Below are 16839 nucleotides of genomic sequence, written 5' to 3'. Positions count from 1 at the left end.
TTTATTTCAAAAGCTAAATGCTACACTCTGGTGTTTACTTGTTTAATAATGCTACCATAATAGCAGCTAATGAAGCTAAAGCTGTAGATATACCAATAAAATCTTGAATTCTAACCGGCTGTTTTGGAGCACGTTTAGGTACAAATATCTCGGCGCCGGGCTTAATAGATGGATGATTACGGAAAAACAGGAAATGCTTTGTTGACCGGATTGTACCGTTTGCATAAACTACATATGAACCTTTTCTGTTAGCATTATACGTAAACCCTCCAGATTCGCTGATGTATTTTGCCATGCCCTTACCTTGTTTGTAAACAATGTTTATTGGTTTTAGCACTTCGCCTGTCACTCTAACCGTTTGTAATTCTTTAGGCACTTCGATAATGTCGCCGTCTTCAACCAGCAAGTTAAATCTTGACGACGGGTCTTCTAAAATTTTCACCATGTTAATACCAACAAAATCACTGCGAATTACCGAATCTTGAATGCTGGCTGTATCAGTTACACCTTGTGAAAACTGCAGTCGTTTTAAATTTTGTAATCGTTGCCGCTGTTCTGCCGCATCAATACTATCAACTACGCTTTTAGCTTTTTTATCTTTTTTAATTACAGTTCCAGGGCGCTTTAATGATGCACCTTCAGGAAAAGCCATGGCAGTTAAGCCGCCGGCACGTTTAATAATATCTGCAATTTTTTCATCCTTACGCTGAATGGTGTAAGTACCCGGATATAATATTTCTCCTTGTATGCGTACTATCTTTTGCACTTGGTACCCCTCTGAATTACGTACCGAAACTATATCGAAAGGTTTTAAAATAAACGGTTCACCTACAAGCTTAAGATTTTGATCAACATCTATAGTAAATATCTGTGCTGTTATTGCTGCTTTCGAACTGGCATCACTATTCCTTACTCTTCTTGAAATTTCTATCCGGTTGGGAGTAGCTCCTTCTTTAAAACCACCAGCCATCTGTATTAATGCTTCTAAGCTGGTATTGTCAGCATATTTAAACATACCCGGATACCGAACCTCACCTTGTATTTCAACGCTATATTCATCGCGCAAATCAAAAATGGAACTAATAGTTACATTGTCTTCCCGTTGCAACGGAATATCTGCCTCTGTACCATTTAAAATTTTTTGTACATCAAATGACAATAAAGAAGGTGTATTATCCAGATTAAGTCTTGAAATATAACCACGATTCAAAAAAGCATCTTCCCTTAACCCATCAGCTTTAGCAATCAACCCTTTAATAGTTAATCCTTTTTCTAATTCGTATTTGCCCGGTCGGAACACAGCACCGTTTATTGCAACCCTATTTTCAAAACGGTTAAGTATAGTTTCCACAACGTACTTATCGCCGTTTATTGGTTTATAAGAAGCAAAATGACTGGCATCTACATCAACCAATTTGCGTTCACGACTGGTATTTTGTAATACCTTAATATTAGCAGTATAAGCTTGACTTGAAAAACCACCGGCAAAGTTAATCGCGTCTTGTAAAGTCTCAGTACTCAGCATCTCATATAAGGCTGGTCTTTTTACTTCACCACTCATTTCTATACGAGTTTGGTAAACCGGAATATTAATAATGTCTTGATCTTGCAATCGAATATTTTTTACAATTCCCTTTAACAAGAACTCATATACATCAATAGTATTAATTACATGATTATTTCTTATAACTTGAATGTTTCTAAAAGAACCATTCTTACTTGGCCCGCCTGATGCATACAATGCATTAAAAACAGTACCTAATGAAGATAAAGTATAAGTTCCGGGCCTGACCGCTTCACCAATAATAGTAACTTTAATACTTCTGATATTACCTAAGTTAATAGCTACGCTAGTACGCCCACTTCTTAACCCTGGGTAAGTACGAATCATACTAGCCTTTATTTTTGAAGTAGCTTGCTCAATAGTTAATCCGCCTACGGAGATTAAACCTACATACTGCAACCTGATAGTACCTTCAGGAGAGACTCTTAAAGTATAACTAGCCTCATTGTCACCAGTTAAATCAATAATCAAATCATCATCTGGTCCAATTACATAACCTTTAGGAGTAGCTAATCTTAAATTAGGTTCAAAACTAATTTTACTATTTTTGAATAAATCTTCACCAAATACTTTTGGAACTAAGTTTCCGTAAGCATCACGCATTTGCTGCCTACGATAAGCATATTGACTATTATAATTACTTGCAAATAAAGAAGTATCGGTTGTATCTGTATCCAAATCAGAAGCCGGAAAGTTATAAGTTCTACCCCCTAAACTTAACCCACCTTGCGTATTGATGCCTGTTTTACTGCCGTTCGTTTTATCTTGCTCTCTAAGCTTCTGAACTCTTACGGTTAATTTCTGTATTTCATTTGGATTCATACCTTGTGCAACAGCAAGTTGAGCTAGCTGGGCATCATCTGTGTAGCCCACCGCAGCAGCCTTTTGCATGAGCTGGCGTACTTGTGCATCGGTCAGGTCATCTACCCTAACGTTTGCTAAATTTTGGGCCAGAATAGGTAATGAAAATACAATGAGAACTAAAAACACAAACGTCTTAACGACTTTTTTCAGATTCATACACTAATAAAGTACTGTGATATAAATTATTGCATCCCCTATTATGAACATAGAGACTACAAATTATTATGTGATTTCTTTTTAATATTTTAAAGAAGTGCTTACCTAGTAAGAGCTAGGCTTTCATCAACTAATTCCATCCACTCCGTTTCCTTTGTAAGCATTATTGTCATTATAGGTTATATCAATATTAACTGTCAAAAGCAGTCAAAGATATAATTTTTTCAAAACACTTAGCTAAGTTATTGTGTATATGACACCGATATTTACATGAAATACGCTCCAGAAACTTAACCTATAGTTACTATAAGCGCCCGTTAACCAGATCAGTATTCAATACACCTTTAATATCGTAAACTATAGATTGTGCATTTCGCTTAAGCTTTTGGTAGTCTAACTCCAAAAACTCCCGATGTGCTACAGCCAGAACAATGGCATCATAATGTTGCTGCAAGGCCTGTTGCTGATTGTAAGTAATCAGCTGATATTCTTTCAATACTTCATCGGGTTGAGCCCAAGGGTCGTACACATCTACCGCAGCATCAAACTCCTGTAAGGTTTTTACAATATCAATTACCCGGGTGTTGCGCACGTCAGGACAGTTTTCTTTAAAGGTAAAGCCCAGCACCAGTATGTTAGCATGTTTAACCGGTAGGTTGTTTTTTACCATCAGCTTAATAACTTCCAGAGCCACATAGGTGCCCATACCATCATTAATACGCCGACCGGCTAAAATAATTTCCGGATGGTACCCTACCTCCTGCGCACGCTGTGCCAGATAGTAAGGATCAACCCCCGTACAGTGCCCGCCTACTAAGCCTGGCTTAAATTTTAAAAAATTCCATTTGGTACTGGCGGCTTCTAATACGGCTTGGCTATCCACACCTATCAGGTTAAATATTTTAGCTATTTCATTGACAAAGGCAATGTTAATATCACGTTGTGAGTTTTCAATTACCTTACAAGCTTCGGCTACCTTAATAGATGGCGCTTTATGTGTACCGGCAATAATAATGGATTGATACAGGCTATCTACAAAATCGGCCACCTCAGGCGTACTGCCTGATGTAACCTTTATAATATTAGTTAAAGTATGCACCTTATCGCCTGGATTGATACGTTCGGGCGAGTAACCAGCAAAAAAATCATGATTAAAACGCAATCCCGATACTTGTTCCAGCACAGGGACACAAACATCTTCCGTTACCCCAGGATATACAGTAGATTCATAGATGACTACATCGCCAACTTTTAAAACACGCCCAATGGTTTCGCTGGCTTTTGTTAGCAAACTTAAATCAGGGCGGTTATGACGGTCGGTAGGTGTTGGTACCGATACAATATACACATTACAATCTGCCAGTTGGCCGGCATCCGAGGTAAAGAGCAAACCTTTGTTAGCTGATGCTGTATCTACAACGGCCTTAATTTTTTCTGGTTCTACTTCCTGTGTACGATCAAAGCTTTGAGCTAATTCATCAATACGGTTTTGCTTAACATCAAAACCTACCACCGGGTACCGGGTTGCAAACTCAACCGCTAAAGGCAAACCTACATAGCCTAAACCAACTACAGCAATACGTATAAATTCAGGTTGCACAAAACAAACTTCGGGGTGGTTTAACGATAAATCAGACATTACAAAAATAAAGCGGACGGCTGCAAATATATTTATTTTAGCGCTAATCAGGCTTGAGTAATGCTGACAAGAACAATTACAAGCTAAAAATTAACATTAATTATAAGTATAATTCAAATAACTTACAATCGATTTAGGCAGCACATTAAACTTTTAAATAGACTTATTACCAGAAAATATTTTTTTAAGTATCGGGTAAATCATACTTTAGCCCCTAATAATTATTACACTTATGAAATTGATTGCTGACGGTGGCTCTACCAAAACAAATTGGTGTTTGGTTACCGATGAAGGTAAAAAAGTATTATTTAATACCGAAGGTTACAATCCATACTTTGTTAGCCCAGAATATATAATCCAATCACTGAAGAATAGTTTACCTGCCGATTTGCAAGTAGATAAATTAACTGACGTGTACTACTACGGCGCAGGTTGCTCAACTGATGATAAGAGAAAACTGGTTGAAGATGCCATGAAGCAAGTGTTTACTAATGCTAAAGTAAGTGTTGGCCACGATTTACTGGCTGCTGCTCGTGCTGTTTTAGGTCACAATGAAGGTTTTGCTGCTATTTTAGGTACAGGTACCAATACTTGCCTTTATGATGGCAAAAATATCCTTCAAAATATTGACTCGGGTGCTTATATTTTAGGAGATGAAGGCAGTGGTTGTTATATTGGCAAAAAGCTGCTGGTAGACTATTTACGCGGCTATATGCCTGAAGCAGTTCGTAAAAACTTCTGGAACACCTACCACCTGACACCAGATCAAGTAAACGATGCGGTTTACTCACAACCTCTGGCTAACCGCTTCTGCGCCAGCTTCAGCAAGTTTGTGTATGATAACAACGTGCATATTGAGTACACCCGTAACCTGGTTAAAACCTCTTTTGAAGATTTCTTCCGCAATTTGGTAACCCACTACCCTAACTATCAAAACTATACCTTTAACTGTATTGGTTCAGTAGGTTACAACTTCCGCAATGTACTGGAAGAGGTAGTTACTGAAAATGGTATGCGTATGGGTAATATCATTCGCTCTCCTATAGACAATCTGGTTAAATACCATTTAAATATGGAGCCCAGCCAACTGTAAAGGTTAGCTGTTCAAGCATAAAAAAAGCGATACCATCAAGTATCGCTTTTTTTATGCTAAATTTTCTATTTACTACTTTTCAGATGCACTTAATTCGCTCTGAAAAATTTTAGCATACTTACGTCGGTCAAATTTGTATAGCTTGGCTGCACGGAAAGAAACGTTCTTCTGCTTTTCATCCAGCTCCTTTAAAAACCCGTAACTCAGCATTTTCTTCCTAAAATTTCGCTTGTCCAGCTTTTTACATAAAATAGCCTCATACAACTGCTGCAATTGGGTAAGCGTAAACTTTTCGGGCAGCAGTTCAAAAGCAATAGGCTGATAGTTCAGCTTACGCTTTAACTGGTCAAACCCATACTTGAAAATTTCAGTATGGTCAAACGCTAGTTTAGGTAGATCATTTACCGAATGCCAAAAAGCTTTTTTAGCTAACTGTTCCTGGTTTACTGGCCGCAATTCATCCTGATGATTGATGCGGATTAACGCATAATAAGCAACAGTAATTACACGCCCACTGGGATGCCGGTTTACGTCGCCAAAGGTATGAAACTGCTCCATGTGCAAATCATGCAAGCCGGTTAGTTCGTGCAATATGCGCTCGGCAGCAGCTTCTATGCTTTCATCCTGCTTTACAATATTTCCGGGCAAAGCCCACCAATCAGTATAAGGTTCGGCGCTACGCTCAATCAGTGATATTTTTAGTTCGCCGGCCTCAAATCCAAAAATTACACAATCAATAGATATAGCCGACTCAAACTTTGGTAAATGTTCTTTCAATCGTTATAAGTTATATAATGAATTTTTTAAAGGTAGCGCATTTTTTCTAAATCGATTAAATTTAATACGCATTATTTACTTAGTGTAAAAAGAACACTTTTAATGCAAAAATCCTGAAAAATAATGCTTAAATTTGTAACACAATTGGGTTACAAACCAGTTTTAATATTGCTCCGGTACCTAAATACCAACATTGTTCATCAAGACGTTAAAGTTGTTATATTTGCGCGCCGTACAGCAATACAATAATATCTATGGTTGCAGTTATTTACAGCGGATCAAACTATGCAGACTGGCGGCTGGCCGACAAAGGAAAAACCATAGCCTCATTTAAAACCAGCAGCATCAATCCGTTTTTTTCTGACGAAAAGCATATACTGCACCTGCTGAACAAAAACATCAACCTGATACATCATGCCGAAGGAATAAAACGTATTTATTTTTTTGGTGCCGGTATTTTAAATGCAAACCTGAAAGCAGTAGTCAGTAACAGCTTGTCAGCCTTTTTTAAATACGCTAAAGTAGTAGTTGACCATGATATGAATGGCGCAGCAATAGCTTGCTGTAAAAATAAGCCCGGCATTGTATCTATTTGCGGCAGCGGTACCAATGCAGCCTGGTTTGATGGTAAAAAGATCAAACCCAACAACTATGGCTTAGGCTATATTCTGGCTGATGAAGGGTCGGGTAACTGGCTGGGCAAGCAATTGATTAAAGCTTACCTGAACGAAACCTTGCCTGAAAACCTGCGTAAAAAATTTGAAAAAAAATACGATACCGACCGTAAGGTGTTGTTGGAAAAAGTGTACCGGCAACGGCAACCAGCATTATATCTGAGCTCGATGGCTGACTTTTTTGTAGAACATCAGGAAGATAAGTATATCAAAAACGTTGTGCTAACCGGTTTCGATAAGTTGCTGCAAACCTATATTATACCGTTTAAAAAATTGTACCCTGAGGCACAAATTCATTTTGCAGGTACAGTAGCTTCTAGTCTAGGTAACTACCTAAATGAAGCTGCACAGACATTAAACTTAGAAATTGCTTACATTTTAAAAGAACCCATTAATAATTTATTAACGTACTATTCAAACAAAAATTAAAAAATGAAAATAGGAATCAACGGATTCGGCCGTATCGGTCGTTTGGCTTTCCGGGCTGCTATTCAACGCCCTGGTATTGAAGTAGTAGGTATCAATGACCTGGTTGAGCCTGACTACATGGCCTATATGCTAAAATATGACTCTACTCACGGTAAATTTGACGGTACTATCGAAGTTAAAGATGGCAACTTGGTAGTAAACGGCCAAACTATCCGTGTAACTGCTGAAAAAGATCCTGCTAACCTGAAATGGGATGAAGTTGGCGCTGAAGTAGTTATCGAATCAACTGGATTGTTTTTAACCCAGGAAGCTGCTCAAAAACACATTCAGGCTGGTGCTAAAAAAGTAGTTATGTCTGCTCCTGCTAAAGACGACACCCCTACTTTCGTAATGGGTGTTAACCACAAAGAATTAAAGCCAGAAAATACTATCGTATCTAACGCTTCATGTACTACCAACTGTTTAGCTCCGATTGCTAAAGTATTGAACGATAAATTTGGTATTGAAGAAGGTTTAATGAGCACCGTACACGCTGTTACTGCTACTCAAAAAACAGTTGACGGCCCATCGGCTAAAGACTGGAGAGGTGGCCGTGGTGCTTACCAAAACATTATCCCTTCATCAACTGGTGCTGCTAAAGCAGTATCATTAGTGATCCCGGCGTTAAAAGGTAAATTAACCGGTATGTCATTCCGCGTACCAGTACCTGACGTTTCTGTAGTTGACTTAACTGTACGTCTGAAAGAATCTGCTTCTTACGAAGACATCAAAAATGCTATGAAAGAGGCTTCAGAAGGTGATTTGAAAGGTATTTTAGGTTACACTGAAGACGAAGTAGTATCTGACGACTTTAAAGGTGATGCACGTACCTCAATTTTCGATGCTAAAGCTGGTATCGCATTGAACGAAAACTTCGTGAAAGTAGTGGCTTGGTATGATAACGAATGGGGCTACTCAAACAAACTGATTGATTTGGTTGAAGAAATTGGTAAACTGTAATCATTTATCAATCAAACTAAATAAAAAAGCCGGGCATGAAGCCCGGCTTTTTTGTTAAAAACATGTACACGCGTTACTCAGTAAGTTAATCAGCAGGTTTTAGCTAGCACTTAAAAGCTTACTAGTTCCTGACTACATCATTTCGTTATCTTTCTTTTCGTGGTACACTTTGTAAGCCAGGTAATACAAAATCAGCATGGCGATTAAATCATCCAGCAGCGTACCGAATTTTGTTGCAGTATGCGCAGTGAAAAGCTTATAAACCAGCAAGCCGAAGGCTATAGTACCACCTACCATGAACAAATAAAAAAATTTCGCGCTCATCACAATCTACATTGGTTCATATCAATCAACTGGCTTACTTCATATATGTTTCATTTTGCCAGATAGTGTATAGCAAACCTGCGTAACATTTTGTATATTGCCTGTTGACTAAAAGTATAAAAACATGCATAACTGGGAAGATACTTATCTGGAAGCCGAAGAAGCTATCCGTAATTCCAATTTTTTGCAAGCCAAGCAACTACTGGAAAATATTATATTTGAAGAGCCATCTACTGCACAGGCACATAACTCGTTAGGCTGGCTTTACCGTACTCAGTTTGATGATTATGCCCGGGCCGAAAACCATTACAAAGCAGCTATAAAAAGCAATCCGAATTATCCGCATGCTTATATTAACCTGATTGTATTGTACACTAATTTGGAACAATGGGATAAAGCACGCGCTTTGGCCGAAAAAGCACTGACCCGCCCGCTGGTTGATAAAGCTCTTGTAAATTATCGTTTAGGTATTATTGAAGAATACGCACAGAACTTTGACGAAGCTATTAATTACTACAAAAATGCAATTAAGCTTTGCTTAAACTTTGATTCAATTGAAGATTACAAACGGGCTATAGCCAATTGCGAGTACAAAATGACGCTGTAATTTTCTTGAGCCTTTTACAGGCACACAGTACTTAACTTGCTACAAAGCCAAAAAGCCGAAGATTATACTTCGGCTTTTTCGTTTTATAAGCTTTTAAAAGGCTAAAATTAGATTCGTTTAAACATTACAGCACCTAATGGTGGTAAAGTAACTTCGATAGAATTTTCGCGGCCATGCCAGCTGGTTGATTGGCTTTGATAAGGCAATGGATTGTTCACACCCGACCCCCAATAAGCTTTATCATCTGAGTTGAAAATTTCTTTCCATTCGCCAGCGGCCGGAACACCTACACGGTATTGGTAGTGTACATTAGGTGTCATGTTTAACACGACTACAACATCATTAGCAGCATCATGCCCTTTACGAAGGTAAACAAAAATAGAATCTTGGTCATTGCTACCGTCTATCCACTCAAACCCTTCCCAACTGAATGATTTTTCATAAAGGGCCGGCTCACTTGTATAAATATGATTTAATGCTTTTACTTCTTCCTGAACCCCCAAATGGCACTCATACTGCACTACCGCCCAGTCCAGCGACTGACCAAAGTCCCACTCGGCAGTTTGTGCAAACTCGCTGCCCATAAACATCAGTTTAGCGCCTGGGTGGGTAAACATATAACTGTACATTAAGCGTAAATTAGCAAAGCGCTGCCACTCGTCACCCGGCATTTTATTAATCATAGAACCTTTACCATACACTACTTCATCGTGCGAGAAAGGTAGCATAAAGTTTTCGGTAAAGGCATACATTAAGCTAAAAGTAAGCTGATTGTGGTGATGTGTGCGATATACAGGGTCTTTACTGAAATAGCCCAATGTATCATGCATCCAGCCCATCATCCATTTCATACCAAAGCCTAAGCCATCGGTGTAAACAGGGCGACTTACACCCGGAAACGAAGTTGATTCTTCGGCAATAGTCTGTACATCCGGGAAGGTGCTGTAAACAGCTACGTTGAAATCTTTCAAAAACTGAATAGCTTCCAGATTCTCATTACCGCCATGGTGGTTAGGCTCCCACTCACCATGCTTGCGCGAGTAATCCAAATATAACATTGAAGCTACACCATCAACGCGCAAACCATCGGCATGGTACCGGTCTAGCCAGAACAGGGCATTACTAATCAGGAACGCCTTTACTTCATTACGTCCGTAGTTAAAAATATAAGAGGTCCAGTCGGGGTGATAACCTTTGCGCACATCTTCATGCTCATATAAATGTGTACCATCAAATCGGTACAGCGCGTGTGCATCACCCGGAAAATGTGAAGGCACCCAATCCAATATTACACCTATACCCTCTTGGTGTAATTGTTCAATCAAGTTCATCAATTGTTGTGGAGTTCCGTAGCGCGAAGTTGCCGCAAAGTATCCGGTAATCTGATAACCCCAGCTCGGATAATAGGGGTGCTCCATTATCGGCATAAACTCCACATGCGTAAAGCCCATTTGCTTTACGTACGGTACCAGTCGATCAGCTATTTGATCGTATGTGAAAAAATCATTCGGGCTCTCGGTATTACGTGCCCATGAGCCTAAGTGCACTTCATACACTGAATAAGGTTTATCAAGTGCAGTATGCTGATAACGGTTGGCCATCCAGTCGTTATCTTTCCATTCATAATACGTGTCGGCAATAATTGATGCTGTACGAGGTGGTTCTTCCCAGCGCAAGGCGAATGGATCGCCTTTTTCCAGTTCTTCGCCGCTGTTAGAACGGATGTGATATTTATATACCTCGCCATTACCAATGTTAGGAATAAAACCTTCCCATATACCGGATCCATCCCAACGATGGTTAAGCTGATGCGAACCGGCATTCCAGCCATTAAAATTACCGATTACCGATACATACTGGGCATTAGGCGCCCACACGGCAAAATAAGTACCCACAACGTCTTTATGGGTAACTACATGCGAACCCAACTTATCGTATAACTTATAATGCGTACCTGCCTTAAACAGGTTAATATCATAATCTGAAAAGCGGCTGTAAGTTTCAACCTGAGCCAACTGTTCATTTGCAATAGGTTCGGTTGTTTCGGGTATTACTGGCAAAGAAGCAGGTGCAGTATTTTCGGCAGGTTTAGCCTTTGTAGCACGAGCCTTCTTGGCAGGTATCTCTGTAAGTAAAGTATGGATGGATATCTCACCAGCAGGTAACTCTGTTACGGGAGAAGCTTCTATCGGTGTAGTTTTATCTGTCTTAGTTTTTTTAGTTGTAGCTGGCTTTACTGCCTTTACAGGCTTTGATTCGGGAAAAGCACCATCACCATTTTCTGTAGGTTGCGGCTTTTTACGGGAAGATGGCTTTGGAGTTTTTACCGGTTCAGATTCCGGGAAAGGTGCTGCTTTCTCTTCGGCCAGTTCGGCTTGTACTTCATGTCCGGTAGTTGAAACAATGTCTGCTTCAGATTTAGGATCAGTTTTTTTGGTTCGCTTTGCCATAATAATTTTGCCGGTAGCGGCAGTTTTCATGTTAATCTTAGGTTGCCCATTAACACAAGCTAACAGGGTTTGCTACTGATTACGCAACACGTGTGATGAATGCTTGTTTTAATGGCTTACAATAGTAGTGATATTACGGAACATACTCATGCTTTTAAAACCACTTTACATTAGCTATTACCTGCATGCCCTCTATAAAATCAAAAGGGCCGGCCATGTTTACCATGACCAGCCCTCCTGCTGTTATCAATAACTTAGCCTATTTATCAGGCAATTTCAATCTGTTTAAAGTTCTTGGTTAATTTAAATTCCAGCACATTGCCTTCAGTGTAAATGAAATCAGTAACGGGTTTACCATCAGCAATAATTTTGGTAGGCTTAAACGGTAAACCAGCCACATGGAAACAGTAGTTTTCGTAACGTGGTGTATATAAGCCCTCCATAGTTTGCTGTAAGGTTAACAAGTTTTCTTTACCACTTACTACAAATTTCTTTTCTGAATAAATGTCTTGCTCGTAGGCAAAGGTTTCACCATAATCTTCAAAGAAGAAAGAATTAACCGGTGTATCACTGTAATATACATTCAGGCGCACTTCTTCAATTTCTTTTTCGCCTACATATTGCATTACTGGATATTCAGGAAGTACCGAACCCGCTTTTACAAACACGGGTATAGTTTCCAGCGGGGTAGCCACATCTATCTCGCAGCCGCCTTCCACCAAGGTGTTATCCCAATAGTAAAACCAGTTACCTTTAGGCAGATACACCCGACGACTTTGCTGACCCGGTTCCATTACTGGACATACCAATATCTTATCGCCATAAGTAAACTCATCTTGGCGGGCTTGGTTATTGATTTCATCCTGCTCTTGCATAACTACCGGTCGCAATATCGGGAAGCCATAGCGGTGGTGCTCCCAAAACGTAGAATACAAGTATGGCAGCAATTTATACCGCAGTTCTATAAACTTACGGTTAATGGCTGTGAACGGCTCGCCAAAGCTCCAGGGCTCACGCTCTTTAGTATCACCTGCCGAGTGTGCACGCATAAATGGAGAGAATGTTCCCATTTGTATCCAGCGGGTAAATAGCTCGCCATCCGGCTCGCCGCTAAAGCCACCAATATCAGTACCACAGAATGGAATGCCCGACATGGATAAACGCTGGCATTGCAGGTTACCCAAACGCAGGTGTTCCCATGAAGCTACGTTATCTCCTGTCCACACTGATGAATAACGCTGTACGCCTGAATAACCCGCACGGGTAATGGTAAAAGGACGCTTGTTTTTCATGAGCTTGCGCAAACCTTCGTAGGTAGCGCGTACCATTTGCATACCGTACACGTTATGTGCCTTACGGTGCGAACCGCGGAAACCATCATACTGGTGCCGCACATCATCCGGGAAGGTACCGGCACCAAACACGGCAGGTTCGTTCATATCGTTCCATACACCGGCAACGCCCATTTGTACCAGTTCATCAAACAAAGTACCCCACCAGGTGCGCACTTCAGGGTTGGTAAAGTCGGGAAACTGACAACGGCCTGGCCAAACGTGGCCTTCCATAAAGTAATCATCACTGCGGCGACAGAAGTAGCGGTTTTTTTTACCCTCTCTGAAAATCGCATAATTATCATCTACCCGAATACCAGGATCGATAATTACTACAGTTTTAAAACCTTGAGCCGCCAGCTCTTTAATCATCTTTTTAGGCTCCGGAAAATACTTACGGTTCCAGGTAAAGCAGCGGTAACCATCCATGTAGTCAATATCTAGGTAGATACCATCACAAGGAATTTTATTTTCGCGGAAACCGGTAGTTACCTTACGCACTTTAGATTCTGGATAATAGCTCCAGCGACATTGGTGATAACCCAGTGCCCACAGCGGCGGCATAGGGTGCGTACCGGTTAGCACATGGTAGCGTTTTACCACATCCATCATGTGCGGACCATGAATATAATAGTATTGCAGTTCGCCACCATCGGCCCAGAAGCTGGTTTTATCCCTGTCTTCGGCGCCAAAATCAAAATGGCTTTTAAATGTATTGTCGAAAAATATACCGTGTGCAATACCCTCGTTTAAACTAATGTAAAATGGAATACTGCGGTAAATTGGGTCTTGGTTCCAGCCAAATGAGTAAGCATCGGTATTCCAATTCACTAAACGTTTGCCCCGCAAGTTCAAATCGGTAGGTTTATCACCCAAGCCATAAAAAGCTTCTTCTGTGTGGCATACCTTAGTTCCATATACGTAATAACCACCAAACTGCACGTTTTCTTCCCAGTGCATAGGTACGGCATCGCTGCTGGTTACGTGATTTTGGCGGTCAGAAAAAGATATAAAGAAATCCTTTTTGCTGATATGGCAATTTACCGTATTTGTGGTAATGCGATATTCTTCAGGATCATCATACAGGTGAAAAACAGAAACTTTAGCTTCCAGCTTAGGCACTGCATAAGAGAACTCTTCCAAAAACACGCCATGCGGCGCCATACGGATGCGGATAATCTCATCGGTAACCACAATTACTTCAACCTTAGCTTCGCCATCGGTAAAATAAAAACGGTTGCCATGCTGCTCCACATGATTAGGAGCACCTAAATACTTTTTAACAATAGGCTTTAAACCAGCAACAGGGTTATTGACGTGGTGAAAAATCTCTTCTTCCTGTTCAATCAATTTACTGGTTGGAAGCTCAGGAGGCTGATTGTTGGGTGAAAGCTGCTCTGTTGTGGATAGTATATTATCTTCCATTTAGATTAATTAGTGGGTATGTAGCCGAATACGCGATAGATGCGTATAATGTTGTACTATAACTAAATTTAATTACTAATGATTGAGCCATTACCAAGCTAACTTTCAAGTGAATAGCTTAGGCCCAAACATTTGCCGAAAAGTATAAAGAAATTAACTATTAAACTAACTAAAATTCAGTTTTTTTATGGATATAAATGCTCAACATTTCTCAAAATTTCAACAAAACACCGCTAACTGGCGGCAACGCAAGCGGTATTCCCTGAGCTATATCGGCAATATTATGTTCTGTACCGCTCAGTAAATCAGTGCCTACAACCTGGCCGCTCAAGTTGAATTTAGTTAGCAAATCTGCTGGTAACTGAACATGAATATGGTGCTCAAAACGGTTAAAATTAACCACTACCAAAATGCGCTGCTCAGGAGTATATCGCATGTATAGGTACACCCGTTCGTTAAAACCTTCGCTGTGCTGGTTGGCCAGCATCAATTCATAAAACTCGCCTTGATTAATAGCCTCGTGCTGTGCCGTAATGTTTAACAGCTTGCAGTAGAAATTTCGTAGCTGCTTTTGTTCTGATGATAAACCACCACCATCAAATTGCCCGCCGTTAACCCACTTTTGATGTTCGGGTACGCCCCAATAATCAAAAATAGTAGTGCGCCCATCTGCCCCACTAAAGCCCTGGGCTCCTGAAGCGGGTTCGCCAACTTCCTGTCCAAAGTAAACCATAACTGGTCCGGTAGCCAGTGTAGTTGTTACTATCATGCCCGGTATGGCTAACCAGGCATTACCAGCAAAATCGTGCGAGGCAATGCGTTGCTCATCATGGTTTTCCATAAAGCGTAACATGCGTTCGTCAAAACCGCGGCAATCATAGTTCCATACCGCGTTAATATCCCAGGTAGTGGCATGGTCTTCATTACGGATAAGACGTTTAATTGCATCATACAAGCCTACCTTATCGTACAGATAATCAAATTGCCCGCTAAATAAGTAGTTAGCGTATTGCCCTTTTTGATAGGCCTCGCCAATAAACAGCAAACTCGGAAACTGCTGCTTCATTTGCGGAATCAGCCATGCCCAAAATTCAACCGGCACCATCTCAATCATATCACACCTAAAAGCATCTATTCCTTTGGCAGCCCAGAAGCGGAGAATATCCAGCAATTTATACCACAAAGGCGGTGGTGAACTGAAATGTGTTTGATGCCCGTTCAGGTAATCAACCCCATAGTTTAGTTTAACAGTTTCAAACCAGTTGTTGATAGAAGGATTAGCCGTAAAAGCATCATCGCCGGTAGCTTTTGCCGGGTTTTCATCAAACCGGCCATCTTTTAACGGGCTATCCAGCTCATCACCGCCTGGGTTATAACCTTGCGGTACCACGAAAGGCTGACCAGGCAAGTAATAAAAATCGTTTTTAGGGCTGAATGCCTGGTTGGTATCATCATCCTCCCCTATATCACGCGCACTACTTGGTTTCGCATCCGACTGGTAGGTACGGGCTATATGGTTGGGTATAAAATCTATTATCACCTTCAAGCCCTGTGCGTGGGTACGCTCAATCAAAGCTTCAAACTCAACCATACGGCTGGGTACATCTACAGCCAAATCCGGATCTACATCATAGTAATCTTTTACCGCATAAGGCGACCCTGCTCGGCCTTTCACCACATCCGGATCATCAGGCCGAATACCATGAGCCGAGTAGTCTGTCATGGTTGCATGTTCAATAATGCCGGTGTACCAAACGTGCGTGCACCCTAATTCTTTAATCCCTGCCAGTGCAGTTCCGGTAATATCGTTAAACTTACCGCAGCCGTTTTCGGCTATTGATCCGTAGAACTTGTTAGTGGTTTTGGTATTACTAAATAACCGGGGCAGAAGTTGATAGATGATGAGTTTGTGATTTGCAGATGTTGGCATGTTGGTATAACGCTAGGATGCAATATTAGATTTTTTGGCTTATGTTTTTAAAAAGATTTATGCTCTCTGTTACTTTGGTAAGTTCCTGCATGATGTGAAAGTTAGCCTGCTCCTTGCAGCTTTATTATGTCCTTTGTCTTGATACAAAGAACCAAAGATCAAGTCTCTTCCTAAGCTTCTTTGCCACACGTGGCCCGCGCTGCAAAGGCAGGCAGCACCACAGGCTGCTTAGCCTTTGCCCTGCTTACGCTACCCACTTACCCAGCTTCTGCAAAGTCTAAAAGGCCTCTTCCTGCCGCACAATCCCACCTGTGCTGCCTACCTTTCACCCGAAGCTGGAAGAAGACGGTTATTGGATAGTCAAGAATATAAAATCAGGAGTCAAGACATTATGAATAGTAGTGGCAGTAGCGAATAGAAACAGTAAGCATTAAAAGTATAAAACTATACGAAAGATGTAAAACAAACTTAACCATACGAAATTTGCCGAATTGATTTCGGTAACCATCAGCAAGGTGAACAACTAATTGGTAAATGGACTATCGACTTAGTCAATTTACTAGAATGTGGGGTACTG

General features: G+C 40.7%; 11 protein-coding genes. 4 read left to right on the top strand and 7 right to left on the bottom strand.

Annotation, left to right across the window (positions count from 1 at the left end; genetic code table 11):
* Nucleotides 1–34: 34 nt before the first annotated feature.
* Together HH214_RS17475 and HH214_RS17470 are read right to left on the bottom strand one after the other, a co-directional pair.
* Nucleotides 35–2584, bottom strand: coding sequence for an SLBB domain-containing protein (locus HH214_RS17475; protein ID WP_169609793.1), 2550 nt, complete (start codon nt 2582–2584; stop codon nt 35–37).
* A 304-nt stretch (nt 2585–2888) separates the two neighbouring features.
* A complete protein-coding gene (locus HH214_RS17470; RefSeq protein ID WP_169609791.1) occupies nt 2889–4223 on the bottom strand; it encodes a nucleotide sugar dehydrogenase in 1335 nt (444 codons plus the stop codon).
* Between the two features lie 232 nt (nt 4224–4455).
* Between HH214_RS17470 and HH214_RS17465 the strand changes: the two genes are divergently transcribed.
* A complete protein-coding gene (locus HH214_RS17465; protein ID WP_169609789.1) occupies nt 4456–5316 on the top strand; it encodes an N-acetylglucosamine kinase in 861 nt (286 codons plus the stop codon).
* Nucleotides 5317–5388: 72 nt separating this feature from the next.
* On the opposite strand, the gene HH214_RS17460 is transcribed toward HH214_RS17465, so the two are convergent.
* Nucleotides 5389–6093 (bottom strand): NUDIX hydrolase, encoded by a 705-nt coding sequence (locus HH214_RS17460; RefSeq protein WP_169609787.1) that lies wholly within the window; start codon nt 6091–6093, stop codon nt 5389–5391.
* 254 nt (nt 6094–6347) lie between these two features.
* On the opposite strand from HH214_RS17460, the gene HH214_RS17455 reads away from it, so the two are divergent.
* Nucleotides 6348–7196 (top strand): hypothetical protein, encoded by an 849-nt coding sequence (locus HH214_RS17455; RefSeq protein WP_169609785.1) that lies wholly within the window; start codon nt 6348–6350, stop codon nt 7194–7196.
* A gap of 3 nt (nt 7197–7199) precedes the next feature.
* A complete protein-coding gene (gene gap, locus HH214_RS17450) occupies nt 7200–8195 on the top strand; it encodes a type I glyceraldehyde-3-phosphate dehydrogenase (RefSeq protein ID WP_169609783.1) in 996 nt (331 codons plus the stop codon).
* 132 nt (nt 8196–8327) lie between these two features.
* Here the strand turns inward: gap and HH214_RS17445 are convergent, their stop codons facing one another.
* A complete protein-coding gene (locus HH214_RS17445) occupies nt 8328–8519 on the bottom strand; it encodes a hypothetical protein (protein WP_169609781.1) in 192 nt (63 codons plus the stop codon).
* A gap of 124 nt (nt 8520–8643) precedes the next feature.
* Between HH214_RS17445 and HH214_RS17440 the strand changes: the two genes are divergently transcribed.
* Nucleotides 8644–9126: a tetratricopeptide repeat protein gene (locus HH214_RS17440; RefSeq protein ID WP_169609779.1), complete on the top strand. Its 483-nt coding sequence runs from the start codon at nt 8644–8646 to the stop codon at nt 9124–9126.
* A 107-nt stretch (nt 9127–9233) separates the two neighbouring features.
* On the opposite strand, the gene glgB is transcribed toward HH214_RS17440, so the two are convergent.
* The 3 genes from glgB to HH214_RS17425 form a co-directional block, all read right to left on the bottom strand.
* A complete protein-coding gene (glgB, locus tag HH214_RS17435) occupies nt 9234–11606 on the bottom strand; it encodes a 1,4-alpha-glucan branching protein GlgB (protein ID WP_248282134.1) in 2373 nt (790 codons plus the stop codon).
* Between the two features lie 236 nt (nt 11607–11842).
* Nucleotides 11843–14332 carry a glycoside hydrolase family 31 protein gene (locus HH214_RS17430; RefSeq protein ID WP_169609777.1) on the bottom strand — a complete coding sequence of 830 codons (2490 nt, stop codon included), beginning with the start codon at nt 14330–14332 and terminating at the stop codon, nt 11843–11845.
* Nucleotides 14333–14543: 211 nt separating this feature from the next.
* Nucleotides 14544–16262 (bottom strand): alpha-amylase family glycosyl hydrolase, encoded by a 1719-nt coding sequence (locus HH214_RS17425; RefSeq protein ID WP_169609775.1) that lies wholly within the window; start codon nt 16260–16262, stop codon nt 14544–14546.
* Between the last annotated feature and the right edge of the window lie 577 nt (nt 16263–16839).

Origin of the sequence: Mucilaginibacter robiniae, assembly GCF_012849215.1 — a bacterium.
Taxonomy (GTDB): domain Bacteria; phylum Bacteroidota; class Bacteroidia; order Sphingobacteriales; family Sphingobacteriaceae; genus Mucilaginibacter; species Mucilaginibacter robiniae.
Note: the sequence above shows the minus strand (reverse complement) of the source record. Positions and strands in the feature narration are given on the sequence as shown.